This window comes from Paenibacillus sp. MB22_1 (assembly GCF_047200555.1).
GTDB classification, from domain to species: domain Bacteria; phylum Bacillota; class Bacilli; order Paenibacillales; family Paenibacillaceae; genus Fontibacillus; species Fontibacillus phoenicis.
This window is the reverse complement of the sequence record NZ_JBLADV010000002.1, coordinates 128627-153014: the sequence shown is the minus strand read 5'-3', so window position 1 is coordinate 153014 and position 24388 is coordinate 128627. Positions and strand designations below refer to the sequence as shown.

The 24388-nt window shown below is 55.8% G+C and carries 23 protein-coding genes, 1 pseudogene and 1 riboswitch; of the genes and pseudogenes, 17 read left to right on the top strand and 7 right to left on the bottom strand.

All coding sequences use genetic code 11. The features are described from left to right. Positions 1–135: 135 nt before the first annotated feature. Together ACL02P_RS12330 and ACL02P_RS12325 are read left to right on the top strand one after the other, a co-directional pair. Positions 136–879: a DUF1361 domain-containing protein gene (locus tag ACL02P_RS12330; protein ID WP_412837387.1), complete on the top strand. Its 744-nt coding sequence runs from the start codon at positions 136–138 to the stop codon at positions 877–879. 35 nt (positions 880–914) lie between these two features. Beyond that, a complete protein-coding gene (locus ACL02P_RS12325; protein ID WP_009225072.1) occupies positions 915–1478 on the top strand; it encodes a GNAT family N-acetyltransferase in 564 nt (187 codons plus the stop codon). A gap of 139 nt (positions 1479–1617) precedes the next feature. Here the strand turns inward: ACL02P_RS12325 and ACL02P_RS12320 are convergent, their stop codons facing one another. Both ACL02P_RS12320 and ACL02P_RS12315 read right to left on the bottom strand, forming a co-directional pair. Then, positions 1618–2427 carry a histidinol-phosphatase gene (locus tag ACL02P_RS12320; RefSeq protein WP_009225073.1) on the bottom strand — a complete coding sequence of 270 codons (810 nt, stop codon included), beginning with the start codon at positions 2425–2427 and terminating at the stop codon, positions 1618–1620. Positions 2428–2490: 63 nt separating this feature from the next. Beyond that, positions 2491–3393, bottom strand: a complete 903-nt coding sequence (locus ACL02P_RS12315) for a LysR family transcriptional regulator (protein WP_323077553.1) — start codon at positions 3391–3393, stop codon at positions 2491–2493. Between the two features lie 381 nt (positions 3394–3774). On the opposite strand from ACL02P_RS12315, the gene ACL02P_RS12310 reads away from it, so the two are divergent. The 6 genes from ACL02P_RS12310 to ACL02P_RS12285 all read left to right on the top strand — a co-directional run bounded on the left by ACL02P_RS12310 (position 3775) and on the right by ACL02P_RS12285 (position 10396). Continuing rightward, positions 3775–5244 (top strand): IS1380-like element ISPaen1 family transposase, encoded by a 1470-nt coding sequence (locus ACL02P_RS12310; RefSeq protein ID WP_009225442.1) that lies wholly within the window; start codon positions 3775–3777, stop codon positions 5242–5244. Between the two features lie 265 nt (positions 5245–5509). Beyond that, the gene (locus tag ACL02P_RS12305; RefSeq protein WP_323077551.1) at positions 5510–5968 is read left to right on the top strand and encodes a chemotaxis protein CheX; all 459 of its coding nucleotides are present in this window, start codon (positions 5510–5512) and stop codon (positions 5966–5968) included. Positions 5969–6073: 105 nt separating this feature from the next. After that, complete coding sequence (locus ACL02P_RS12300) at positions 6074–6850, top strand: SDR family NAD(P)-dependent oxidoreductase (RefSeq protein WP_412838239.1); 777 nt, start codon at positions 6074–6076, stop codon at positions 6848–6850. Positions 6851–6972: 122 nt separating this feature from the next. Further along, positions 6973–8391 (top strand): DEAD/DEAH box helicase, encoded by a 1419-nt coding sequence (locus ACL02P_RS12295; RefSeq protein ID WP_412837386.1) that lies wholly within the window; start codon positions 6973–6975, stop codon positions 8389–8391. Between the two features lie 23 nt (positions 8392–8414). Then, positions 8415–9167, top strand: coding sequence for an ABC transporter ATP-binding protein (locus tag ACL02P_RS12290; RefSeq protein ID WP_412837385.1), 753 nt, complete (start codon positions 8415–8417; stop codon positions 9165–9167). A gap of 2 nt (positions 9168–9169) precedes the next feature. Next, positions 9170–10396, top strand: a complete 1227-nt coding sequence (locus ACL02P_RS12285; RefSeq protein ID WP_412837384.1) for an ABC transporter permease — start codon at positions 9170–9172, stop codon at positions 10394–10396. A 65-nt stretch (positions 10397–10461) separates the two neighbouring features. On the opposite strand, the gene ACL02P_RS12280 is transcribed toward ACL02P_RS12285, so the two are convergent. From ACL02P_RS12280 to ACL02P_RS12270, 3 genes and pseudogenes are all read right to left on the bottom strand, one after another. Further along, positions 10462–10596 carry a YjcZ family sporulation protein gene (locus ACL02P_RS12280; protein ID WP_232282282.1) on the bottom strand — a complete coding sequence of 45 codons (135 nt, stop codon included), beginning with the start codon at positions 10594–10596 and terminating at the stop codon, positions 10462–10464. A 108-nt stretch (positions 10597–10704) separates the two neighbouring features. Beyond that, complete coding sequence (locus tag ACL02P_RS12275) at positions 10705–12003, bottom strand: aminotransferase class I/II-fold pyridoxal phosphate-dependent enzyme (protein WP_036645138.1); 1299 nt, start codon at positions 12001–12003, stop codon at positions 10705–10707. A gap of 128 nt (positions 12004–12131) precedes the next feature. Next, positions 12132–12410, bottom strand: a pseudogene (locus tag ACL02P_RS12270) (pyridoxamine 5'-phosphate oxidase family protein); the annotation flags it as partial. A gap of 243 nt (positions 12411–12653) precedes the next feature. On the opposite strand from ACL02P_RS12270, the gene ACL02P_RS12265 reads away from it, so the two are divergent. Together ACL02P_RS12265 and ACL02P_RS12260 are read left to right on the top strand one after the other, a co-directional pair. After that, on the top strand, positions 12654–13439 hold the full coding sequence (locus ACL02P_RS12265; RefSeq protein ID WP_009225083.1) for a helix-turn-helix domain-containing protein: 786 nt from the start codon (positions 12654–12656) through the stop codon (positions 13437–13439). A 209-nt stretch (positions 13440–13648) separates the two neighbouring features. Then, positions 13649–14584 (top strand): hypothetical protein, encoded by a 936-nt coding sequence (locus ACL02P_RS12260; protein ID WP_412837383.1) that lies wholly within the window; start codon positions 13649–13651, stop codon positions 14582–14584. Positions 14585–14626: 42 nt separating this feature from the next. On the opposite strand, the gene asd is transcribed toward ACL02P_RS12260, so the two are convergent. Beyond that, positions 14627–15424: an archaetidylserine decarboxylase gene (asd, locus tag ACL02P_RS12255; protein ID WP_412837382.1), complete on the bottom strand. Its 798-nt coding sequence runs from the start codon at positions 15422–15424 to the stop codon at positions 14627–14629. 181 nt (positions 15425–15605) lie between these two features. Next, positions 15606–15717: riboswitch (TPP riboswitch) on the top strand. A 108-nt stretch (positions 15718–15825) separates the two neighbouring features. On the opposite strand from asd, the gene ACL02P_RS12250 reads away from it, so the two are divergent. From ACL02P_RS12250 to ACL02P_RS12240, 3 genes are read left to right on the top strand one after another with little or no spacing between them, the layout of a single operon-like run. Beyond that, positions 15826–16431, top strand: coding sequence for an ECF transporter S component (locus tag ACL02P_RS12250; protein WP_036645141.1), 606 nt, complete (start codon positions 15826–15828; stop codon positions 16429–16431). Next, positions 16431–18056 (top strand): ABC transporter ATP-binding protein, encoded by a 1626-nt coding sequence (locus ACL02P_RS12245; protein ID WP_412837381.1) that lies wholly within the window; start codon positions 16431–16433, stop codon positions 18054–18056. The genes ACL02P_RS12250 and ACL02P_RS12245 overlap by 1 nt, the downstream gene beginning before the upstream one ends. Then, positions 18053–18856, top strand: a complete 804-nt coding sequence (locus ACL02P_RS12240; RefSeq protein ID WP_412837380.1) for an energy-coupling factor transporter transmembrane component T family protein — start codon at positions 18053–18055, stop codon at positions 18854–18856. The genes ACL02P_RS12245 and ACL02P_RS12240 overlap by 4 nt, the downstream gene beginning before the upstream one ends. 96 nt (positions 18857–18952) lie before the next feature. Here the strand turns inward: ACL02P_RS12240 and ACL02P_RS12235 are convergent, their stop codons facing one another. Further along, entirely contained in the window at positions 18953–20050 is a 1098-nt protein-coding gene (locus ACL02P_RS12235; RefSeq protein WP_412837379.1) for a YheC/YheD family protein, read from the bottom strand. Positions 20051–20274: 224 nt separating this feature from the next. On the opposite strand from ACL02P_RS12235, the gene ACL02P_RS12230 reads away from it, so the two are divergent. The 4 genes from ACL02P_RS12230 to ACL02P_RS12215 all read left to right on the top strand — a co-directional run bounded on the left by ACL02P_RS12230 (position 20275) and on the right by ACL02P_RS12215 (position 24352). Further along, a complete protein-coding gene (locus tag ACL02P_RS12230; protein WP_412837378.1) occupies positions 20275–21453 on the top strand; it encodes a glycosyltransferase family 4 protein in 1179 nt (392 codons plus the stop codon). A 184-nt stretch (positions 21454–21637) separates the two neighbouring features. Then, positions 21638–22468 carry a glycosyltransferase family 2 protein gene (locus ACL02P_RS12225; RefSeq protein WP_412837377.1) on the top strand — a complete coding sequence of 277 codons (831 nt, stop codon included), beginning with the start codon at positions 21638–21640 and terminating at the stop codon, positions 22466–22468. Positions 22469–22475: 7 nt separating this feature from the next. Continuing rightward, positions 22476–23612 (top strand): glycosyltransferase family 2 protein, encoded by a 1137-nt coding sequence (locus tag ACL02P_RS12220; protein WP_412837376.1) that lies wholly within the window; start codon positions 22476–22478, stop codon positions 23610–23612. Continuing rightward, positions 23609–24352: a glycosyltransferase family 2 protein gene (locus ACL02P_RS12215; RefSeq protein WP_412837375.1), complete on the top strand. Its 744-nt coding sequence runs from the start codon at positions 23609–23611 to the stop codon at positions 24350–24352. Before ACL02P_RS12220 ends, ACL02P_RS12215 begins: the two co-directional genes overlap by 4 nt. The last annotated feature ends 36 nt before the right edge of the window (positions 24353–24388 follow it).

Sequence of the window (24388 nt, the reverse complement as noted above, 5' to 3'; positions counted from 1 at the left end):
TATATACCACGCCGCAATCGTAAGTTCCAGCGCTACCTTATCCGTTCCAGCCAGGAACAGAGGAGGATCACTGCTATGGTAACGATCCGCCGGCTCCAAACGTATATAGGTTAAAGGCAAACGGGAGGGATAGGTTTGCAACGGTGGAGGATGCTGGGGTATCCGGAGAAATGGATTTTATATGCAGTTTTATTTATGTTCACGGTGATTGGGATGAAATATGCCATCAGCACGAGGTTGCCAGATGGCGGACGGCCGCCTTATCTGTTCCTGATCTGGAACGTGTTTTTGGCTTGGATTCCGCTCGGGCTGGCGGTTCTGCTCGACATGATCCACTTGATCCCATCGCGGACGGCCAAGGTTGCATTAAGCGTTCCGGTTGGGCTGTTATGGCTGTTTTTCTATCCAAATGCCGCGTATCTCATCACCGATTTGCTTCACCCGTTTAACCGTTACCCGATTGCGGCGGGCATCCGGTTCTGGGAAGAGCTTTCGTTCTGGGATCACCTCTTTACGTTGTTGTTTGCTGCGTTGCTGGGATTGGCGCTGGCGACGGTATCCCTGGCATCGGTGCATCACCTGGTGCGGCGAGCGGGAGGCGGCTTGGCAGGCTGGGCGTTTGCTGTTCTCGTGCTGCTGCTTAGCAGCTTCGGCATTTATCTCGGCCGCTTTATCCGCTGGAACAGCTGGGACTTGCTCAGGCATCCGGGATATGTGCTCCGAGAAACGGCGGATTATTTCACCGATGCCGCGAACGTGGCGCATATGGTGGGGTTTTGCAAATGGATCTTTTTGATTACCTTCTTCTGTTATGTGGTGCATTACGGGGTGGCAAGAATTTATCGCGCCTCGGAACGGATGCAAGGGGATAAGGTGTGACAGGATTTTAGAAGCGAGATCCGGGGGGATGGGACATGACGGAAATGAAAGAGCAGCTGCGGCGGCAGTTTCCAGTCCTGGAAAGTGAGCGGCTGGTGCTGCGGCGGCTGCTTCCGGAGGATGCGGAGGCGATGTTTCGCTGCATGTCCGATCCGGCGGTGCGCGCCTTTACCGAACTCAATCCGGGCAAGCTGCTATTTCCCGGCCGGCTATACCGCTATTTCGAGGAATCCTACCGTGTATTGCGGGATCTTCACTTTGCTGTGATTCGTAAAGCGGAAGGAGATTGGATTGGTTTATGCTCGCTGCAGCATTGGGACGTTGAGGGACAAACTGCGCGACTCGGCTATCTGATCTCCCCGGCGCATTGGAACCAGGGCTATGCAACGGAAGCGGCAGCGAGTGTGCTGGATTTCGCTTTTGAGACACTTGGACTCGGCTGCGTCGAAGCACGCTGCAGCCCGGACAATCCGGCATCGGAGCGCGTCCTTCGGAAATGCGGTCTGCGGGAAGCCGGAAGGCTCTCCCCGGCGGGGCGAAGAGGCCGAAGATTGGCGCTCAAACGATATATCATCGAAGGGAAGTCCTTTGAAACATAAGTGATCGTTTTTGTTACACAAATGAAATATAGCTGTGATCAAACCCTAATAGAAAGGGGGTACACTTATTACATGACCCCCTTTTGAATATATATCTCTCTTAGAACCCGAAGGACGTGATCGGGTTCTCTTTTTTTGTCTACAGAGGAACGGTGACTTTCTGTTTATTTTTGAAATAGACCCATTCCTGAAATCCGATTTCCTTCAAGCGTTGGGCGACTTCCTCCCACTCATCCCCGACCCGTGACGGCGTGTGGGCGTCGGAGCCAAAGGTGACGGAAACGCCGAAATGAAGGGCCCGCTCGAGAATGGAATCATCAGGATACCATCCGCCGCTCAGCTTGGTTTTCCCGGAGGTGTTGATTTCGATGGCCACCCCGTGCTCTGCGATCGTTTTTAAAGTATCGTCAATCGCTTGTGCGGCGGGAATGTCCGTAAATGCCGGGTAGTTGCCCTTCATCGCGTCGATGTGTCCCAAAATTTGAAACATCCCGCTGCGCGCCGATTGGCGGATCAAATCGTAATAGGCCTCTTTGCTGGCCACTTTTTCCTCTTGGCTCAGGCCCTTCCAACGATTTTTGTTGAAGATGCTGACCTCTCCAACGCTGTGAACCGATCCGATAATGTAATCAAAAGGATACTGGTTCAGCATATTCCGATAAGCGCCCAAATGTTCCGGGAAGAAATCCGATTCAATCCCCAGTAGAACATCGATTCGGCCAGCGTATTCCTGCTTTAACTTCAGCACTTCCTCAACATATCCGGCAAAAGCTTGTTTGCCCATGGCGATCCGGGGAAAAGGCTGGTCCTCATCATGGCCGAAGTATGGCGTATGATCGCTGATCCCGATTACCGATAATCCGGCAGCCAGGCCGGCTTCGATGTAATCCCGGATGTTCCCGTCCGCATGGCCGCAGCGGAAATGATGGGTGTGAAGGTCAAACTTCATGGGAGACGGCTCCTTTCTGTTGGCGTTGAGGTGTTGTGCTTATCTGCACGTGCGTATCCTGGTTTATTCAGAACTGATAAAATGGGTTTCCGGCATGCCCTTCAGGTCACCCAGAAACTGCTGCATCGCCGAGTTGATGTATCGGCTGGATTTGTAAATGACGCCCACCGGGTGAGTGACTTCAAGCTCAGGGATCGGCACAACCTTTAGCGTGCCTTGTTTCAACTCGCGTAATATCGATTGCCGTGAAATGATCGCCGCGCCCAGATTGATCTCCACCATCCGTTTGACTTCTTCACTGCTGGACAGTTCCATCACGATGTGCGGTTCGATGTCGTGTTGCCGGAAGACCTCGTCGATAAACCGGCGTCCGACCGTATCGGGAGACAGCATGATCATAGGGATGCCGCGCAGCGATTCCAGAGTGGGAGATGGGTTGCTCGCCAAGGGGTGCAGCGGCGAGACGACGAATTCGAAAGTATCATAATACAGCACCGACGAGAGAACTTGCGGGTTGTTTTCGATCAAATACCCGATGCCGATGTCGACAAGACCCTGCTCCACGTTCTGATAGATCTGGCTGGAGGGCATGGATTGAATGGTGGTTTTGATCAGCGGAAACTGGTCTTGGAAATACGATAAGATCCGCGGCAGAATTTGAATTGCGATCGACGTGGTTGTCCCTAACACGATATGTCCTTGCGGGGTATGCTCCATATCGGACAGCTTCTGCTTGAGTTCTTCAACGATGTCCAGAATGCGTTCCGCCTGCTCAAGGAAAACTTGCCCCCGGTCCGTCAGGGTAACCGGTTGGTTGCGGTCAACCAATACGGTATTAAACTCATCCTCCAGGCTTTTGATTTGAGCCGAGACTGCGGGCTGGGTTAGGTTGAGCAATTCACCAGCCTTTCGGAAGCTTTTTGTTTTGGAGATCGTAATCAGCGTCTCCAACTGACTAATATTCACCAGAAGGCCTCCTTTCTTTCCCGTTCCTTGGGAAATGCGCCGGATGCGGCGCCTTCCTCCATGATTAATTCATTATAGGGGAATTTCGTTGGCTAAATCAATGACACGCCATTCGGCTTCATTCGACAAGATCATCCTTTAGAAGTACTTTTGTCCCCGTCATTCGATTTTTAATGACTTGTGCCTAGGAATAAAGTATAATAAGTTTTAACATGAATTCGGAATGTAGCCTAGCCAAAATCTGAGAGATTCACGTTGTGACAAGGCATTTTCGTCATAAAAAGTTGCCAATTTTTTTGCAAAATAAACAGGACACTGCAAGCCTCTTGTCAAAGGTTAAACCACCACGAATAACCAACGAGAGGAAGTGTCCCTAGCAACATGGTACCACAAGCAACGAACCATGCGCCAGAACGAAAATCACGCCGCGAACGCCGAATTGAAATTCTTGCGGAGCGTCGCCGAATCAAGCAGATCATGAAGAAGTTGAGACCGGTCACATTCGACAACAACACCGTCACGGAAGCCGGGAACTTCCAGTTCCTTGCCAGGTTCAAGGAACTCATCGGTCTGGACACCCTTATCGAGAGTCACGTTCATCTGGAACAAACAGCCAACTGTGTCTACACGGCCGAAAAGCTCGTCGATCACCTGCTGGACTGCGCGCTACTCGGCCACACACGTTTTTCACATATGAATGCCCTGCAGTCGGACCCTGGTTACCAGATCGTTACCGGCATCGAGCGTTTTCCTGACGAAAGCACCTTTCGCAATTTCCTGGGCAAACTCACCTGGAGCCATCTGATTCAGCTTGTCGCGTTAAACCGGGATTTGCTGGCACATAAGGCGCGGACGGGCGAAAAGCGCCTGGTCTGGATCGACATCGACGACACGGTCATCACGCTGTTCGGGGAGCAGGAAGGCGCGACAAACGGCTACAATCCGCGTTACCACGGACGTCCCTCGTACAAGATCCGGGTTGCTTTCATCGCCGGAAGCGGCGAGCTGATCCACTTGCAACTGAATCCCGGCAACATGAACGGCATGAAGGATTTGCTCTCGTTCGTTAAAGAAGTCGAAGCGATGCTGCCGCCGGAATGGATCGTCGAAGGCATCCGGGCCGACTGCGGTTTTGCCGACGAAGCTGTCATGGCGTACGCCGAAGAACGCGGCTGGCAGTACATCTTCAAGCTCCCGAAGAAAGCGACCGTCAAGAAGGCCATCGCTTATCTGCAGCAGCATCCCGCCTTTTGGGAGACGCTGAACGAAAAGGAAGAGCACATTACGTTCGCAGACGAGGATGATCGTTGGGCTGCTGCCGACATCCCGATTCTCCTTACCAACTGGGAGAAAGCCAGGCGCTGTGTCATCTACCGGGAAGCCCACGAAACCGAGCGTACAACCGATGGCCAATTGACGATGGCTCTCACGACCTATTCCTTCCAAGCCATTGTCACCAATACCGATCTCAAGCCGCTCATGCTGCTTCGCTCGTACAACAAGCGTGCCAACATCGAGAATCGCATCGATGAATTGAAAGAAGGTTATGCGGTGGAACAAAACAGCCAACATTCCATGCTCCGCAACCTGCTGTTCAGCTGGATCAAGGCCATTGCCTACAACGTGATGGTCTGGTTCAAACAGACGCTGATGCCGGAAACCTTGCAGCGGTGCGAAGTCCAAACGATTCGCCGAGCGGTGATCCGGGTACCCGGCAATGTGGTCGGCTCCGGTCGCTACCAGCATATCCGGCTTGCGCCGAATCCGACGCTCGCTGGAATCGTCGATGCGATGCAGCAAAAGCTCAGAGCATTGGCCATAAGCTTCATTCCGACTCTACATGCGGCCTAACGGTTCGATTCATCCCTGGCCATAACGGCATTTCGACCTGTAAAAATCAGGTCTTCTTTGGGTTGTGCAAAAAAACGCAGGATCACATCAGAACGTAAGAAGACTTAAAAGCCCGGCTCCAAAAACGCATTGAAACAGGCATTCCGTAGTGCGATGGCGGGTTATCCACAGGCCTGAGTTATCCACATTCCGATTTCATGTTTAACTAAATGCCGGGTCTATTGAATCGTAAAGTTATTCTTCTAGTGAAAAGGGGCGCATCCTTTTGAAAGCAGAAGTCATAAATCCTTTTCTTGAATCCGCACGTTCGGTTATTCAACAGGTTGTTCAAGTTTCGCCTTCCACCGGGAGTATGGGGGTTAAAGAAGTAATTCCTGTGCAGGATCATATATGGATTCAAATCGGAATGACGGGCCATTTCAGCGGCATGGTGGTGTTCGGTTTGCAAGAGGCCGTGGCGCTGCGCATCGTTTCGGCGATGATGGGCGGATTCGTCCTGACGGAAATGGATGAGATGGGACAAAGCGCGATCTCCGAGCTCGGCAACATGATCAGCGGGAATGCCAGCACCATTTTGTCCAATCAGGGAATTGTTGTGGACATTACGCCTCCGCAGGTCCTTAAGATGGAGCACGCGGCAGGGATTGGGCCCCGCAAGGCGCTTTGCATCCCACTGCTGATGGACGGCATCGGCGAACTGGACATTCAAGTGATGATCTCTTAAGATTAGGTACAGCATAAAGTCATGGTTAAATCACTTTCTTGATGCGGCTTCGTGAACGGAAGATGACTTTTTGAACTACCTCTTGAAGGGAAGTTACAGGTGAGTATGTCGTTAGAGGGCAAAATCGTTGTCGTCACCGGCGCATCCAGCGGGATTGGCGCCTTGGCGGCGCAGAGGTTGTCTGAGCGCGGCGCTGTGGTCGTTCTGGCTGCCCGGAATGCGGAGAAGCTGAACCGGGTTGCGGCGAGTCTGGCCGGACCTTATCGGGTACTGGAGATGGACGTTGGCAGCGACGCTTCCGTGAAGGAAGGATTCAATCAGATTCTGAAGGAATTTGGACGGGTCGATGTCCTGTTAAACAATGCAGGTTACGGGAAGTTTGAATACCTGGATCAAATGCCGGTTTCCGAATTTGCGGAGATGATGAACGTCAATTACATCGGGATGGTTCGGTGTACGAAGGCGGCCCTTCCGTCCATGAAGGCTGCCCGTTCCGGACGGATCGTTAATGTCGCTTCGATGGCCGGCAAAATCGGCACGGCCAAGTCTGCGGCCTACACCGCGACGAAGCATGCAGTTATTGGCTTTAGCAGCGCGTTGCGCCAAGAGGTTCGGGAGTACGGCATTACGGTGTCAACGATTAATCCGGGACCGATTGATACGCCTTTTTTTGATATTGCAGATCCAAGCGGTGGTTATGTCAACAACGTGCGTTGGATGATGCTCAAGCCGGAGCGTGTGGTGAAAGCGATGGTGAAGGCGGCGGAGAAGGGCACGATGGAAATCAACTTGCCTTGGATCGCCGGTGCAGGAGCAAAGTGGTATCAGATGTTCCCGCGACTCGCGGACCGGTTAAGCTATCGAATGATGAATAAGAAATAGCCTGCCTGTGAAGGCAGGCTTTTTGCGTCGGTGTAAATTTGTTGTGACTTAGGCTTATCGCATATAATGAAAATATTGGCATAGGACATCAAGTACTTTGAAAATAAAGGATGAATAGCGAAATGACGAATATTACATTTGCCGGGCTCGGAATTGGCGAGCCGTTGACCACGGCCTTGCTGGACTACGGAATATCGGAGCCGACACCGGTTCAGGCGGAGTGTATCCCTGCGGCGTTGGAAGGGCGGGATATCCTTGCGCAGTCGCAGACGGGGACGGGGAAGACGCTGGCCTACTTGCTGCCGTTGCTGCAACGGATGACCCCTGGAGAGAAGACGTTACAGGGGTTGATATTAGCACCCACTCAGGAGCTGGCGATGCAAATTCTGCGGGAGGCGGAGAAGTACGGAGAAGCGCTGGGGATCCGAAGCCAGGCGTTAATCGGCGGCGCTGCGATCAAGCGCCAGCTGGAGAAGCTGAAGCAGCACCCCCAACTTGTCGTGGGAACGCCGGGCCGGATTCGTGAGATTTTAGCGCTCCGCAAGCTCAAGCTGCATACGCTGCGCACCGTGGTTGTGGACGAAGTGGATCAAATGTTCCAACTTGGCGGCACAGCGGACGTGGAGCACATTCTGCGCGGGACGTTGCGGGATCGCCAGCTGATGTTCCTGTCGGCGACAATTAACCCGGATATTCGGGCATTGGCAGCGAAAGAGATGAAGGAGCCGCTGGAAATCGGGATTGAACCGGAGCACCGAACGTCCAAAACGGTGGAGCATCTTTACTTCTTATCCGAAGCGCGGGATAAAATCGATATGCTGCGGCGGATCGTACGCCACTTCGAACCGGAGCGGACCATTGTATTTATCAATAATACGGATCAGATCGCTGAAGTTGAAGCGAAGATGAACTATGTAGGTCTCAGCGCTGGCGCTTTATATGGAGATGCGGACAAAACGGCGCGCAGCCTGACGCTGAAGCGATTCCGCGAAGGGAAAATCCGCGTGCTGGTGGCGAGCGATGTTGCTGCCCGTGGACTGGACATTGAGAATTTGGCCCTGGTCGTGAACCTCGATCCGCCCATTGATTCCGAGCATTACGTTCACCGAGTCGGCCGAACTGGCCGGATGGGGCGGAAGGGCCTGGCCGTTTCGATCGTGACGCCGCAAGAAGAATTCATTATGCGTAAATTCGCTCGGGAACTGGGCATTGAGATTGAGCCCAAGGCGTTATATAGCGGGAAGCTGGTGGATGCCGGCGAGGCGGGTTCCGGCAAGCGAACTCGTTCCTCCGTTCGCGGCAAGGCCGGCGCAGACGCGGCTCCTCGCCGCAAAGGCACACCGGGGAGCGCTGGCCGTACAGCAGGGGAAGGCGGTAACGGACGGACATCCCCGTCCGCACAGATTTCCGGCCGATCTGCTTCCAGTCATGGAGGATCGCGGAAGGTATCGCCCACCGCTGAGCGGAAGAAGGAGCGTCTTCAGGATCGGAAGAATAAAGGGGCTCCAAAGTGGTTGAAAAATAAGCCGCCGCGCAGTTAGGCGGATCGTGGGAGGCGTTAGGTTTGAGTGGAAGTGAACTGCCTGTATTGCAGGTCGACGAGCTGAGCGGCGGTTACAGCTTGGGAAGGCCTGTACTTCACGACATAAGCTTCGAGGTGAAGCCGGGGGAAATGGTTGGGCTGATCGGGTTAAACGGGGCCGGTAAGAGCACAACCATGAAGCATATTCTGGGACTGATGACTCCGCATCAGGGAGAAATTCGCATTTCCGGCAATACGCGGGACGATGCGCCGGAGGCCTATCAGTCGCAGCTGGCCTTCGTCCCGGAGTCGCCGCTGCTCTATGAGGAATTGACGGTACGGGAGCATTTGGAGTTTGCAGCCCGGGCCTACGGCGTCGAGCCGGCGGCTTACCGGGAGCGGGCGGACCATCTGCTGAAGCTGTTCCATATGGAAGAGAAGGCGGACAGCCTGTCGGCCCATCTCTCCAAAGGGATGAAGCAGAAGGTGATGATCATGTGTGCGTTCGTCGCCCGGCCGCCGCTGTATATTATCGATGAACCGTTTCTGGGATTGGACCCGCTGGGCATCCGGTCATTGCTTGATTTCATGTTGGAAATGAAACAAGGCGGAGCCTCGATTCTATTAAGCTCGCATATTCTGTCAACGATTGAAAATTACTGCGACCGTTTTATCGTTCTGCACCGGGGGAGAGTGCTGGCCCAAGGGACGCTGGCTGACATCGGGGAGCAGGCGCAAGCCTCGGGAGCTTCGCTGGAGCAAATTTTCTACGCCTTAGTGAAGGACGGCGAATAGCGATGGAGCTTCAAACGCTGCGAAGCCGGCGGAGAGCGGCCTTCTGGGGCAAAGTGCTCCCGTATTTGCCCTATGTCTTTCAGAGCGGCCTCGCCGTCTTGCTGCTCCTGCTTATTATTGCGTTTTCGGCCTGGTATACGGCGTTTCTGCAAAACATTCCGCCCGGTTTGCCGATTCGCTGGATTTTGCTGCTGTTATGGGGTCCGCTGACCGTATATGCCGGATTTCGAACCTATGCGCAGCCGGCTGACGTAATTTTCTTACTGCCGCAGGAGACGCAAATGAAGGCCTACCTAGCCCCGGCTTTTCGGAACGGACTGATTTATAAGCTGGTTGGACTCTATATTGTGGTGTTGCTGGCTTGGCCGTTGTATCAGCGCAGCGGAGAGGGCGGGGTTATTCAGCCCCTATGGCTGATGCTGGTCGTCCTGCTGTTGCTCAAGGCGTTAAGTGCCTACGGAGCTTGGCAGGAGCTCAGAATTACGACGTCCCGGGCCAGAGCCGGGTACCGCTTGCTGCGCTGGTGCTTTGTGCTGCTGATGACGGCGGCTTGGATCTGGCAGCCAGCCTGGAAAAGCACCTTGTTCACGGTGCTCGTCAGCCTCAATTACGGCCTGATCTTGCGGTTTCCGATGAAATACAGGGTCCCTTGGGACAACCTGATCACCGCTGAACGTACGGCGGCGGCCCGGGTGCAGATAATTCTCAGCTGGTTCGTGGACGTGCCGTCGGAAGGACAGAAGGTGATCCGCCGCCGCTGGTTGTCCGGCATCGGCAACCGGATTCCGTGGCAGCCGGCCGAGGCCTACCGTTATTTGCTGGTCAAGACGTTTGTCCGCAGCGAGCTGTTGGGCATCCTGCTTCGCCTAACACTGCTGGGCATGGTGCTGACGGGATGGAACGACAAATCCTGGCTCGGACCGGCGATTCACTTGCTGTTTGTGTTCCTGTCGGGCATGCAGCTAGCCGCCTTACGCCAAACCCATCGGGACTCACCGGCAGCCTCCTTCTATCCATTGCCTGCCGGCGCACGGAAGACGGCGACGCTTCGATTAAGCTCCCGATTGCTGTTCGCGATCACGGTATTGCTATGGCTGCCGATGGCCGTCATACCGGGCGGCGATGCCCTTTTGACGTTTGGTTCCTTGGCCGCAGGCTTGCTGCTGGCGATAGGCATGCGTTCTTCCTGGAAGCGCAGATGGCGCGAGGAGGACGAAGACGAGGAATAGCAAAAACGGACCGTTCCCGGGTGGGAGACGGTCCGTTTTTGCTTGGAAACTTTTTATTCAGCAGATTAATACAGGATGGAACGGCTAACGATAACCAACAGGATAAAGAGAACCAGGATCACACCCGTGCTCGTGAACAGGCCGCCGTGACCGCCGTAGCCGCCTCCGTAGCCGCCTCTTGCTTCTTCAATTCCACTCATCTTCATTCCCCTTTCCCATTTAGGTGTATTGTGATAGTACACCGTATTGTATGAGAAGAGGGGCTGGCGCGCGTGGGCCAATGTGCCGTTCTCCGACGGACCCGCCGCCTATTTGCCCTGCAAGTCTTGGACCCCTTGATAGATCAGATCAAACAGTTCCTCCAGATGCTCCTCCGCGATACAGGAGAAGGCGATCCGCAGGTCGGTGTCGCCCAGCGCGATCGTGCCGATACCGTACTGGTGGATCAGATGCTGGCGCAGCGCTTCCGCCGCAACCGTCTTGAGCTTCAGGCACATGAAATAGCCGGAATTAAACGGATAGTATTCCCAAACGTCCCCATACTTGCCGCTGTCGAGCAAGGCTTTGACTTTATTGGCCCGGCCTTTCATAATCCGGAATTTCTCTTCCTTCTGGGCGGTAAATTCCGGAGATTTCAGGGCATGAAGCACAAACGTCTGCGAAGGATGGGCACCGCTCGAAATCGTGGCGCGGATGATCCCCAACGTCTTCTGTTCCAATGCGGTCAGCACCGCTTGGTCTTCGGCGGCGTAAGTAATAAATCCGACGCGGAAGCCCCAGACGTATTCTTCTTTCGTTGCGCCGTCCACTTTGATCGGCAAAATGCGCGGATGCAGTCCTGCCAGCTTGCCAAACAATGATTCATGAAGGGAATCTTCGAAAAACAACCCAAAATAAGCGTCGTCGGTCACGACGACCACATTAATTCCTTCTTCGGCCGCTGCCTGGATGGCAGCTACGATCTCTCCGCCTTCCTTGGCGCCCGGCGTATATCCGGTTGGATTGTTCGGGAAGTTCAAGATAACGATCGCTTTGCCTTTGTCCTTCTGAGCTAGCAGCGCTTCACGCAATCCGGCGCTGTTGAAGGTCATGTCTTCGGTGAACAGCGGGAAATTCACGATGTCGGCGTGACGGCGAATGCCGAAGGTAAGCTCGTAGTTCTCCCAGTTTTTGTCCGGATAAATGACAACATCGCCTTCATCAACGAACAGGTCGGCGACGATGCTGAGCCCGTGGGTCAGGGCGTTGGTAACAATCGGTTGGCCGAAGCTCTTGCCTTCGAGCGACGGGTTCTCCTGGATCATTTTGTCACGCCATACGCTGCGCAGCTCAGGTTTGCCTGCTGGCGGGGCATAAGGGTACAAATCCTGCGGTTTATAGGCGGACAACGTGTCCTGAATCGCTGCCAGATGCATCGGGATGCCGTTTTCGGTAGCGATGCCGATCGTAGCGTTATATTTCTTAGCGTGGGCTGAAGCTTCGGCAGATTGGCTTAAAATGCCTTCCTTCGGGAAGTAAATTTCCTTGCCCAGCGTGGACAGCATGTCATACACGTGCCGGTTGCCGGATTTGACGCTCTCGTTTAACTGCTCCGCGAGTGGGTTCATCACATTCATCCTTCCAAATCGGTTTGATATTTTAGGACAGTAACGTCTTAAACTGCCTAACATTATATCATTTCGACTCGGGCACGTCACGGTGAAATCACAACGGATTTGGCTTATTTTTCTTAGTGGGCCGGGCAGGCCAGCTTGGGATCGGTAAAACACGACGGAATGATCGCATACTCCTTGGCTACCGTGAAGCAGACCTGCGGATCCCGAGTGATCTGCTTCATTTTCTCTCCGGCCAGACTTCCGTGAAAATAGAAATGCTCGCCATCATAAACGAAGTTGAGCGGCGTGACCCGGCTCCAGCCGTCCTCGCCTACCGTACCGAGAAAACCGAAGCTCATCTCCTGCAAAAACTCGCGAATTTCCGCCTCTTCTGTGATGCTAAATTCTTTTCTGCGCATGGATGGTTCCCCCTCCGATTGTTTGACATTCAGCTTACGCCGGAAATTGACAAGAAAAAAGAACCAATTTACATTTGAGGGTGTATTTCGAATGAAAGCGGCCTGGGGGGATATTTAAACCCGTGCGCTTTAAAGGTATAATAAAGGTGATAAACTTGTCCTCGTTATTAAAATAGGAGGGCAGGATACTGTACGGATCAGGCAAAATGATGCGTTTGTAGTTTTTTTATGGGGGGGAAGGACATGCTTCACGTTTCACCATCATCATTTGAATTGAAGCCGGCATTCGCCAAAATCGTATGCGAACCCGGTTGGAAATGGCACAAGCGGGAGAAGCCGTTGCAGAATTATGATCTCTTCTATGTGTGGAGCGGTGAAGGTACGGTTGTCCTGAACGACCAACCCATTCCGGTCAGTAAAGGCAGCTGCTTCCTGTTCCGAAAAGGGGATCACACCAGTGCCACGCACAACCCGCAGAAACCGCTGGTGCTGACGTACATTCATTTCGACGTCCATGAGCCCGTGACGGAAGTGCCGGGTCCCTACCGCGTACTGGAGGATACGCTGGATTTCGAATATATGTTGTCTCGTTACGTCCGTTTATTCTTGATGAAAGCCTATGCCGCCGAGGAGGAGGCCCAGCTGATTCTCAAGCAGCTGTTGATCCATTTGCTGCGGGAGGAGCGGCAAGTGCCGGTGGAGAAGAAGGTCAGCAACCAACTGCATGAAGTGATTCATGAAGTGGCGAATTATGTGCTGCAACATCCCGGACTTCCCCACAAAGTGCAGGATTTGGCTGCCCGGGCGGGCTTATCCCCGCGCTATTTCTCGATTAAATTCAAGGAAATTATCGGGATGTCCGTGCAGTCTTACATCATCAAGTCAAGGATCGACCGGGCGCAGCATTTGCTCCTGCATGCCGGCATGAATGTGACCGAGGTTGCGGATGCGCTGGGGTATCGGGATATCTTCTTCTTCAGTCGCCAGTTCAAACAATATACGGGAAAAAGCCCGTCCGAAATCCGCTAAGCAGGCTACTCTAATCTAACCCAACCCACCCTAAAGTTAAATAAGCTTCATTTATCGACCGCCGGGCTTCATGCTCGGCGGTTTTTCCGCTTGCCCTGCGAACCGTCTCCTTGACCAAAGTCTAGGGAGCAAACCGGTCCCGCGCCTGTGGTGGTTCACGGGAACCTTGATATAAGCTCAGGATAGATGGAAATAGAAGGAGGACGAAAATGCGAAAGAAACGTACATCCCAAATCGCATGGCTGGCGGCATCGGCCGTACTTCTGGCCCTGGCTTCAGGTTGCGGTCCGGCGGAAAATGAAACGCTGCAGCAGCAATGGGGGCAGACCTTGGGGAATACCGTTGATTCGATAAGCCAATCGATCAGCGAGACCGCGGCATCCGTGCAGCAGTCGGTGGCGCTGGCCGCAGACGAGTGGAAGGACGATTTGACGTTCACGGGACGCTCGTATGACCTTTCGACAAGCGAAGCCATCGGCAACGCCAGCAAGCTGCAGCTGGAGAATGCCGTAGGGCGTCTTGAGTTGAAGGAAGGCACGTCCGATCAGTTCGTGGTGAAAGCGACCATCCAGGCCGCGGATCTGCCGGCACGTAAGGAGAAGCTGGATACGTTGTTTGAACAGAGCGAGGTGACCGTCACCTCTCAGGGCAATACGGCTCAGGTGCGCGTGCACGCCAAAGGCGCGCCGGACCAAAATTTATGGGATTGGGCGCAGAAGGAGCTGCATTTTACCGAATTCCGCATCGATTATGTCGTTGAGGTCCCTGCCGGGATTCAGGAGTTTGAAGTCACGAACCATGTCGGGGAGATCGCGGCGAGCGGGCTTACGGGAACCTACCGGCTGAAGGGAGAGGTCGGGTCGATTCGGGTCGAGGATGCCCGTCTGTCCGGGGATTCATCGATCCGTACAGCCACCGGCAGCATCAATCTAGATATTCTCACGCTGGATACGGGCGGTCAGCTTCAAGCCATCACCGATGTTGGCAGCATCACGGCAACGCTTGATCCGTCGTTAGACTGCGATCTCGAAACGTCCAGCGAACTGGGCGAAGTCATTGGAGCCGCGAAGGGACGAAGCGAGCGAGGCGGCGGAGGGCCGTTGGTCGCGCTGGAGACTTCCATCGGCAGCATTACGGTGCAATAAAGGGGAAGAGCCGGCCGAAGCCGGCGGGCGATGATCACTGAATTAGCTTGGTTTTGCGGAGTTAAACCGGCCCAGCGCTTCGCCCATCCGTACCTTCTGTCCGGGCGCAAGTTCAGGCAATGGGGTGAAGGTGCCGTTCTGGGTGAGCAGAACGACGGTGGATCCAAACTCGAAATAAGCCAGGTCGTCGCCTTGCTCCCAGGATTTTACCGAAGGGTCGGTGTACTGGATGCTGCTCACGTTCATCGCGCCGACCTTCACGAGGGCGATTTCCCCATAGTCGTGGGAAATGTAAGTGATCAAGCGTTCGTTTCGGCACAACACCTTCTTCATATGGCGCATGCCAAAATCGTTCACCGGGTAGACCCGGCCTTTGATGTGCTCGCATTCCAGCTTCTTGCCCGTCACGGGTGCGTGAATCCGGTGATAATCGGTAGGACTCAGATAAAGAACAAAGGCGTAACCGTGTTTGTACAATTCTACACGAGGGGAGCCGTCCAGCAGCGCTTCCAAGGAATAATCCTGTCCTTTGACGTTCAAGATCGTGCCGGATTGCACCTCGCCCATAAACGTAATCAGCGCGTCCACTGGACTGATCATCACTCCCGGCTCCGCGTGCAGCGGGCGCATGCCCGGCTTTAATTTGCGGGTGAAGAACTCGTTTAACGTGCGATATTCCCGAAGCTCCTTCTCCGCTTCATGCAGCGGAATGCCATACGATTTTGCGAAAAAAGGGATCATTGCTCGGCTAACCCCCGAATGGGAGAACTTGCCCATCAACCGGGATAACCATTTCCGGGAGGAGAGCTCTGTCATCCATTTCATCCATGTCGCGGCCAAATCGCATCCTCCTAGTCTGTCCAGTAATGCTGCATTGGTATTGATGAATTCGTTGCCACTTCCGCTTATCTTGACACAGAATCAGGCCGAAATCAATACAGGACGGGTAACTCCTAGTTTACAGATTTGTACAAATTTAGGCTTGATGCCTGGGCGGAGTTGGTGTATGTTTATATCAATCGCATAGGGATACGGGGGCTTGAGCGAATCAGGCTGAGATAGCGGCATATTGCGCCGCGGACCGTTAATCTGATCTGGATAATGCCAGCGTAGAGAATCGATCGTCCGGGACTTTTTGTGCCTACGTGCGCCCCCGTGACCTGACCGCCGTCTGAGCTTATTCAGGCGGTTTTTTTTACGATGCGAGGATTTAAACCAAATGATCAAGAGGAGAGATGAAGATGTCGGAGGTTGTTCAAAAAAGAACGGGGCGTGGCCTCAAGCTAAGCGATGTGCTGGTGACGGTGTTGGTTTCGTTGGTGCTGGGCGTGGTGTATCACTTCTGGAGCTCGGTGTACAATTTGTTCTCCCCCCTGTTCTTCCAGGCCGATGAACTGGTGTACGGAATGTGGTTCCTGGCTGCAACGCTGGTGTTCTTGCTGATCCGCAAACCGGGGGTGGCGTTGATCGCGGAGGTCGCTGCGGCCCATGTGGAAATTTTGTTCGGCAGCGAATGGGGAGTTCAGCTGATTCTTTACAGCGTGCTGCAAGGCTTAGGGGCGGAGCTGGTGTTCGCTGCGTTCCGGTATCGGAAATTTTCCGGCTCCGTTGCTGCATTAGCCGGGATCGGAGCTGCCGTGGGTTCGGTTATCCCGGATTTCTTCTACGGATATGTGCAGGATTACGAGCCATGGCTCTTGACCGCCAAATATGCGATGCGGGCCGTCAGCTCGGCGCTGATCTGCGGGTACTTCGCTTATGCCGTCGTGAAGGCCGTAGAGGCGACAGGGGTTACGACGCTGCTGCGACCGGTTGATCCGAAAGACTATGCGGCGTTGAATGACTGATGCGGAAGGAAACGACGGCAGCTGAGGTCCGGGAGCTGCGGCTCAAGTTCCCGGGTGAAGACCGGTTTGTGTTTAAGGATTTGGATTTCTCGGTGCGGCGCGGGGAGCATGTGCTGCTGCTGGGTCCCAGCGGATGCGGCAAATCGACGCTGCTCCAGGTGCTGAGCGGCATCATTCCAGACTTGGTAGAGATTCCGATGCGCACGTCCGCGCAGCAGCTTCCCTCGTCGTGGCGCTTTCTGTTCCAGGATCCGGATACGCAGTTTTGTATGCCTTATGTGGATGAGGAGTTGGCTTTTGCCTTAGAAAATTTAGGCGTGCCGAAGCAGGATATGCCCGCGCGGATGCAGGCCGCATTGGCCAAGGTGGGCCTGGACCTGCCTGAGATCCATGTGCCGATCGATTCGCTGTCCCAAGGGATGAAGCAACGGTTGGCGCTCGCATCGGTGCTGCTTGGCGATCCGGAGGTGCTGCTGCTGGATGAGCCTTCGGCTTTGCTGGACCCGCAGGGCCGCGAGCAAATCTGGCAAGCGATCGCCAAGGTGGCCGAGGATCGCACCTTGATTATCGTGGAGCACCGGATCGAGGAGTTGACGGCACTGGGTCTCGTTGACCGCGTCGTGTTGTTTGGACCGGACGGGCAGGTGCTGGGCGAGGGGGCACCGGACGTAGTGTTTGACACGTACCGTTCCGAGCTCATTGAGTTTGGGATCTGGTATCCCGGCGTCTGGGAGGCGTATTTTGCCACCGAAGCCGGCCGTCGATTGCTAGAGCCGGTGAAGGATGAACGGCGATTGGATGGACTTGCCGCCGTGGAACTGACCGATTTTTGCGGGTTCCGGCAAGGGCGGCCGGTGATTGAAGTCGGGCAAGCCGCCGTGTATCCCGGGGATTGGATTGCGATCACAGGACCTAACGGTGCTGGGAAAAGCTCGCTGTTGCTCAGCCTGATCGGCTTGTTGCCATCAGAGGGAGCATTCGTGCTGCAGGGAAAGCGGATCGAGACAGGGAAGCTCAGCCGCCGTGCCCGCAGACGAATGCTGGAGTCGACCGCTCGTGAGATCGGATTTGTGTTCCAGAATCCGGAGTTTCAGTTTGTCGCCGATCGGGTGGTGGACGAAGTCGCCTTCTCGCTGAGGGAGGACGGACTTGGCGACGATGCGCTGAACCGTCGGGTGACGGCGTATCTGGAGCAGTTTGGTCTAACCGGCTTGGAGATGCGGCATCCTTACCAGTTGTCGCTGGGCCAGAAGCGGCGTCTTAGCGTGGCTGCGGCTGCGGTGCGCGAGCAACGGCTGCTGTTGCTAGATGAGCCGACCTTCGGCCAGGATGCGGCGAACACGTTCGCCATCCTGCAGCTATGCGAGGCGTTGCGCCGGCGCGGGACGGCGATTCTTATGGTTACCCATGAAGAGCGGATTGCGGAGCAGGTGGCCACCCAGCATTGGGAGGTGCGGGACGGACGGCTAACGTCGCAGCGGTTGACCCGGCGGGTGGATCGATCTCCGGCAGGTGCCGGTGAGTCACCTGGATCAAATGGATCGGCCGGACGGGGAGCGGATACCACCTCCGCGAAAATCAAACAACACGGGAGTTTCGGTCCAGAGGCGGTGATATCAAGATGAGGCGTTTTCTGACCCCGAAGCGGCGGACTTGGCTGCACCAGGCGAATCCGGCCGCCAAGCTGGCGTTGATGATCCTGCTGTTTCTGCTGACGTTATTTACGCACCGGCTCGATTTTATTTTTTATCAGGCGATCTTGTTTACGTTCCTGCTGTTCCTGCTCAGTGGTTATGAGCCTTGGAAAGTCGCCTTGCTTCTGTTCCCCTTTGCACTGATTTTTGCCTCCTCAGCGGCGACGATGATTCTGTTTGGCAAAGGGACGGAAATTTGGTGGTCGTGGGGATTGTTCCGCATCTCCGAAGAAAGCTTTTACCGGGGGATTCATATCGGGTTTAAAGCGGTGGCCTTTGCCGCCGAAGGGCTGTTGTTCGTGTTGACGACTCCTTCGGTCGCCTTGTTTTACGCGCTGATGCAGCAGGCGAAGCTGCCGCCAAAATACGCCTACAGCTTTATGGCCTCGGTCCGGCTACTTCCCATGGTCTGGGAGGAGCTGCTTGTCCGACGCAATGCGCTGCTGATCCGCGGCGTTCGCCGTCCGCGCGGACTGCCCGGCCTTGTCGCGCATGCGAAGCTGTATGCTGTGCCGCTGCTATCCCAGAGCATCCGGCGGGCCCATCGCGTTGCTGTCGCCATGGAAGCGAAAGCGTTCGACGGGAATCGGCCGCGCACGTATTATTACCCGACTTCCTATTCCCGGTACGATGTGCTGACATTGCTGCTCATCGCCTTGTTTGCGGCTGCAGCTTACTTGCTGGCGGTCTTGTACCCGCCATTTCACATTGCGGATGTCCGTTATCATTAAATCTATGAAACGAAAGGGCATGATTCCTTCCGGAGGCGGTTTGCAGCCTGCTCTGTGGAGAGGAATCTGCCCTTTTTTTGGGCTTTGGTCATTTGGCTAGGCCCGGTCCGATTGGTCTAACAAATAACGGGCGTAAGCCATCGGCTGACGATACGAATCCTTCCAAGCATCCAGCAATCCGGCTTTTCGAAAGCCGTAACGCTGGTCACGCCCATTGCATTCGATAAAGTAAGGCTTCCCGCTTGCGGTTAAGCCAATGTCCAGCCCCAGGTCGGCGAGATGCGGGAGACGGTTGCCCAGATAGCGGGAGATGGTCAGGGCAAGCTCATTGACGTGAGCAAGGGCCGCCGGGACGATCCGCTCCGGGAGCGCTTTGGCCAGCAGCTCCTCAGCGGGAAGGGCTTCGCCGCCTCTGGCGAGGTTACACACAAAGCTGCCTGCAGCAGCGACTTTGGCGAAGCGCCCGGTCACGCTCCAATCGCCTCCGCCGCCCCGCTGGACGGTGATCCGCAGATCGATGGGGCGCTGCTCGTATTCCGCCAGCGGAATACGCTCTTGCACGAGATACGGCGTACGCCGTAGCATGCGCCGGGCCCAGGGCGGCAGTTGTCCCCGGTGCAGTTGAACCGTCCTCCATTGCTGCTTGCCTAGTGGCGAAGCATAAGTGAGTTCCCACCCTGACGACGGCATATATCGCAATCGCATTACGCCATGGCCAACGGAGCCGCGGATCGGCTTTAGGATGAGGTCACTATGGCGGGACATCATTTTCCGCAAGTTGCCGGAGTTTAACGGCATCGCCGCCGGAAGGTACGGCCGCAAGTGAGGAGCGCCCCAAAGCAAGCGGTGGATGAAGTCTTTTCCATAACGGTTGGTCGTATTAAAGATCGTGATGCCCTGGGTATTCAGGGATTGGAGTCTTTTTCGAGCTGCGAGTCTGGGGTATAACGCTCGGTTATGGATCACCGCAGGCAAGGGCAGCTGTTGCTCTACGTATTCGATGCCATTATAAACATACGCGACACATCTGGCCCCTGCCGGATCGATGCCAGCAAGACGCAAGAAAACGGGGGTTAATCCATATTCCCGCGCCGCTTCTTCATACCCTGTGATCCACTCTTGGCCAGTTCTGCGCGTGGGGATCCCTCGGTACATGCTGGAATTCAGCAGGATTCCGATAGTGTCCTGACTCAAGTGGGTTTCCTCCTTCCCGTGCGTCTTCCTTCAGTGTATGTTGTCCCGGTTCATTAGCGTGGACGACTGTGCTGCGACAGCCGCCTGTTTTCGGGCGAACTGCGGATGGATCGTCGCCTTTGGCAAATTAGGCTCATCTTCCAAGAAGGTGTCACAATTGCCGGGAGGTTTTCGTATATTTAGGATATCGAATGCAAGCGAAACGGTAAGGAGGGGGACTTCACATGGATCGGGAAAAAGTCGCGGTGATCGCGCCTGACGCCCTTGCGGCTGCATCAGGAAAACACCGTCCAGTGAAGAGGGTGCTGGAACGAATGCTCCCTCATGCGGCAGAGCAGCTGCACATTCGCCTCTTTGGCGTTGCTGACGGGCATTTACCGGCACAAGGCTGGATGGGGGGCGTCCCTTTTTATTGCTTGCCCGGAGGACGTCTCTACCTGGAGTCACTGCTGCGGCACTTGCGCAAGTGGCGGCCGGATACGGTGGACGTTCATGGCCGACCGCTGCTGGCCTGTCAGCTTAAAGCTCGGCTTCCACTCTCCCGCGTACTGTTGACGTTGCCCTCTGCCCGGATCTTTTCTCCTCCCTGCCATCCCAAGGCATGTCCGACGCAAATTCTGGAAAGCGTGGACGGCCTGATCGTCGGAAGTGAACGGACTAAAGCCGAGTTGCTGGCGCAGTTCCCCTCCTTGGTCACTCCGGTATGGGTGCATTTGCCGGGGGCGAGCTTAGAGGAGCAGGCGGTGCTGCGTTGGACGCCAGATGGGGAACAGCAGCGTCAGCAGCGGCTGATGGAGCTGGGATGGACGAACCGCAAAATCGTTCTGCTGGCCGGCAGTTGGCCGCCGCTTAGGGATGAGGGGCACATTGTCTCGGCTCTTACGGAAGTGCTGGATCGCGTACCGGAGGCGATGTTGGTGTTCCTTGCCGCCGACTCCCCCGGATCCGGGTCTTCCCGTGAATTGCTTGAACGACCGAAGCAGCATGGGCTTGCCGCCTACGCTCCGGAACGGATTGCCTGCCTGCCGGCCGGGTCGCCCTATTCCATCTCGGACAGGTACCTCTTGGCGGATTGCCTGGTGCTGTTACCGGGCGATGAGCCGGCGTCGATGTTAACGCGCATCGAAGCGATGGCCGCCGGCTTGCCCATGCTGGACGCCAGCGACGCCCCGGTGCTCGAATTTGCGGTAGATGGTCTGCTCGCCGAAGGGGCGGGGGACAGCTTGGCAGATCGGATCGTACTGCTGCTGGAGGAAGAGGAGTTTCGTCAAGTCATCGGCCGGGCCAGCCGAGAAATCGTTCGTCGTCATTACCGCTGGGAGCACGCCGCAGACCGTTGGGTAAGTCTCGTTCGCGCTAGAGGGATTCAGACGAACGCAGGCCGCCGCAGCGCCAAAAACTGACGATGTCTGGATATCCATAGCTAATCTTAGGAAAACGCCGAAAGGCGTTTTTTTCTTTTGGCTCACAGCAGGGCCTGTGCCGCATTCGTCAGGACAACTGTACGTTTGCCGTTACCAGCCCCCCGGCCAGACATACACTGAGGTATATGCTCCGGTATTATTATGTTTTTGGGAGGAAATTGATGTGGTCAAAAAACGCAAGCCGCCGCGCATCCGACTGAACCGCAAACCGATTCAGCGCAAAAAAGTGCTGCCGCGTTTGGTCAATCATCCCGATCCCATCGTATCCATCATCATTCCGGCGATGAATGAAAGGGCGACGATCGCCAGCGTTCTGCGCGAAGCCAGCCGGGTGCATCCGCGCAGCGAAACGATCGTCGTTGTTAACGGCTCAACCGACGGGACCGCTGAGCTGGCTGAAGCCTGCGGCGCTCACGTCATCCACGTACCGGAGCCGCTGGGACATGATGTGGGCCGGCGCGTTGGGGCGGAGGCGGCCCGCGGTCAAGTGCTGCTGTTCATCGACGCTGACATGGTGATTCCAGCCCGGGAGCTTCGGCCTTTTGTCAACGCGGTGCTGACGGGTGTCGATGTGGCGCTGAACGGCTACTCCGGCCCGGCGCGAGGGAAGGTGGCTCATCCGGTCGTTCTGGCGAAACACGTCCTGAACGGTGTGCTGCAGCGCCCTGACCTGCGTGGAGCTTCCTTAACGGCGGTCCCGCATGCGATGAACCGAACAGCGGTGGACACCGTCGGCTTGGATACGCTGGAGGTTCCGCCGCTCGCCTTAGCTAGAGCGATCCGGCTGGGGTTAAACGTCCAGCCGGTGCATACCGTTCCCGTCGGCAAGCTGAATCCTGCCCGGGGACGAATATGGAACAAGGGAAGTCGCGTCGATCCGCTGACCGCATTGGTGGCAGGGGATCATCTGGAGGCCATCCATTGGCTGCTCCGCCAGCTGGGACCGCGCGGCGGATACAGCGATCTGGGCCGGCAGCGCGGTAAGGTGAGGTGAACCATTGATGGTCATGGTAACTAGGCAAACGATGAAGCATCGTCGGAAACGAAGAAGCGGATCGCTGACCCGCTTGCGCGGAGCAGCAAGCCGTAGAACGAGCGGCTTCATCCGCAAAGGCCGCCGTTTGGCCCGTCCGTCGACGGGGAAAAGATATGCCAGCGCCCCGCTCCAACGCCTCAAAGCCAAAGCTTGGGCCGCAGGAGTCCGTGCGGTGGCAGCACAGGATGGGGCGGAGAAGGGTTCGCCTCATATGCAGGATTGTTTTCAAGCGTGGGCGCAGGCGGAGCGGGTGGACCAACTGCCTTTCACGGCTTTGCTGACGGCCTCCTTGGCGTATCGCCGCGGTTATGCCCATGCGGCCGGGCTTAGTAGGCCGTGGATTCCGCTGCCGCTGAAGGGCTGTGCCTCGGCCATCGTGACGGCGAGTAATGAGGAGAAGACGTTGCCGGCGGTTTTGGCGGAGCTCCGCAAGTTGCCTCTGCATGAGATCATTGTCGTCCTGAATGGCTGCGATGATGCAAGCTTTGCCGTCGTGGATCGGGATCCGCGTATCACGCGGCTGAGCTTCCCCGAGCGGTTAGGGCATGACGTAGGCCGGGCGATTGGGGCAGCGGTAGCCACCGGAGATATTTTGCTGTTCACGGACGGGGATATGTGTGTTGCCGCAGAGGATCTGGCTGCTTTTTTGATCGCGATCGACCGGGGGGAGGATTTGGCTCTCAACGATTTGACGCCGCATCTGCCGCCGTTCTCCCAGCAGGATGAGGTGACGCGCTGCAAGGCATTCCTGAATCTGGCGCTGGGACATCCGGAGTTGAAGGCGAACTCGTTAACTGCGGTGCCAAACGCTTTGTCCCGCCGCGCTGTGCGGACGGTGGGCATCACTGCGCTGGTCGTTCCTCCGAAAGCCCAGGCGCTGGCGTTGGTTCGTGGACTGAAGGCAGTAGCGCCGATTTCCGTGGACGTTATCCGCAAGAACCGTCTCCGCACCAGCAACAGCGGGGCAGGCAATGCGGTCGCGCAGATGATCGTTGGCGACCATCTCGAGGCGCTTGGCGAGGTTATGAAAACGGAAGGTGTCCGGTTGCGATTTTCCACACTGGGCCGGAGCGAATTGGCGAAAGTGAGGAATGCCCGATGACGGCTGGAGTAACGAGTATCATCATTCCGACCTATAACGGGCTGCACTTGCTTGCCCCTTGCGTGGCGGCGATCCGCCAGTATACGGAGACTCCCTATGAGATCATTGTGGTGGACAACGGCTCCGAGGACGACACGGCATCGTTCTGTCTGAGCGAGCGCCTGATCCTGGTGGCGCTGCCGCGCAATGAAGGATTTCCGGTCGCCGTGAACCGAGGATTGTCCGTCGCTTCGGGCGATCACCTCCTCGTTCTTAATAATGATGTCCTCGTCTCCCCGCGATGGCTCTCGAATCTGCTGCTGGCGCTGCACAGCGCCGCTGATGTCGGCCTCGTCGGCCCGGTGACCAATTATGCCAGCGGACGGCAGCAGGTGGCGATCAACTGGGCGGAAGGTGAGGATTTCGCCCAAATCGCCGAGCGCCATAACCATTCGGATCCGATGAAATGGCAGGAAGTCCAACGGCTGATCGGCATGTGCCTGCTCTTTAAGCGGGAGGTACTGGAGCGGGCAGGAGGATTCGATGAACGGTTTTCGCCCGGCCATTATGAAGATGACGACTACTGCTACCGCGCTCGGCAGCTAGGTTACCGTCTGCTCATTTGCGGCGATACGCTGGTGTACCATGAAGGCAGCGCCAGCTTTAAAACCCGCCATCCGGAAGGGTGGAACGAGCTTATAGAACGGAACCGTATGCGGTTTATCGAAAAATGGGGCGTAGATCCTTGGCAATTTATTTAATGGGAGCCCCAAATTTTTAAGGTAAGGGAGGAGCGT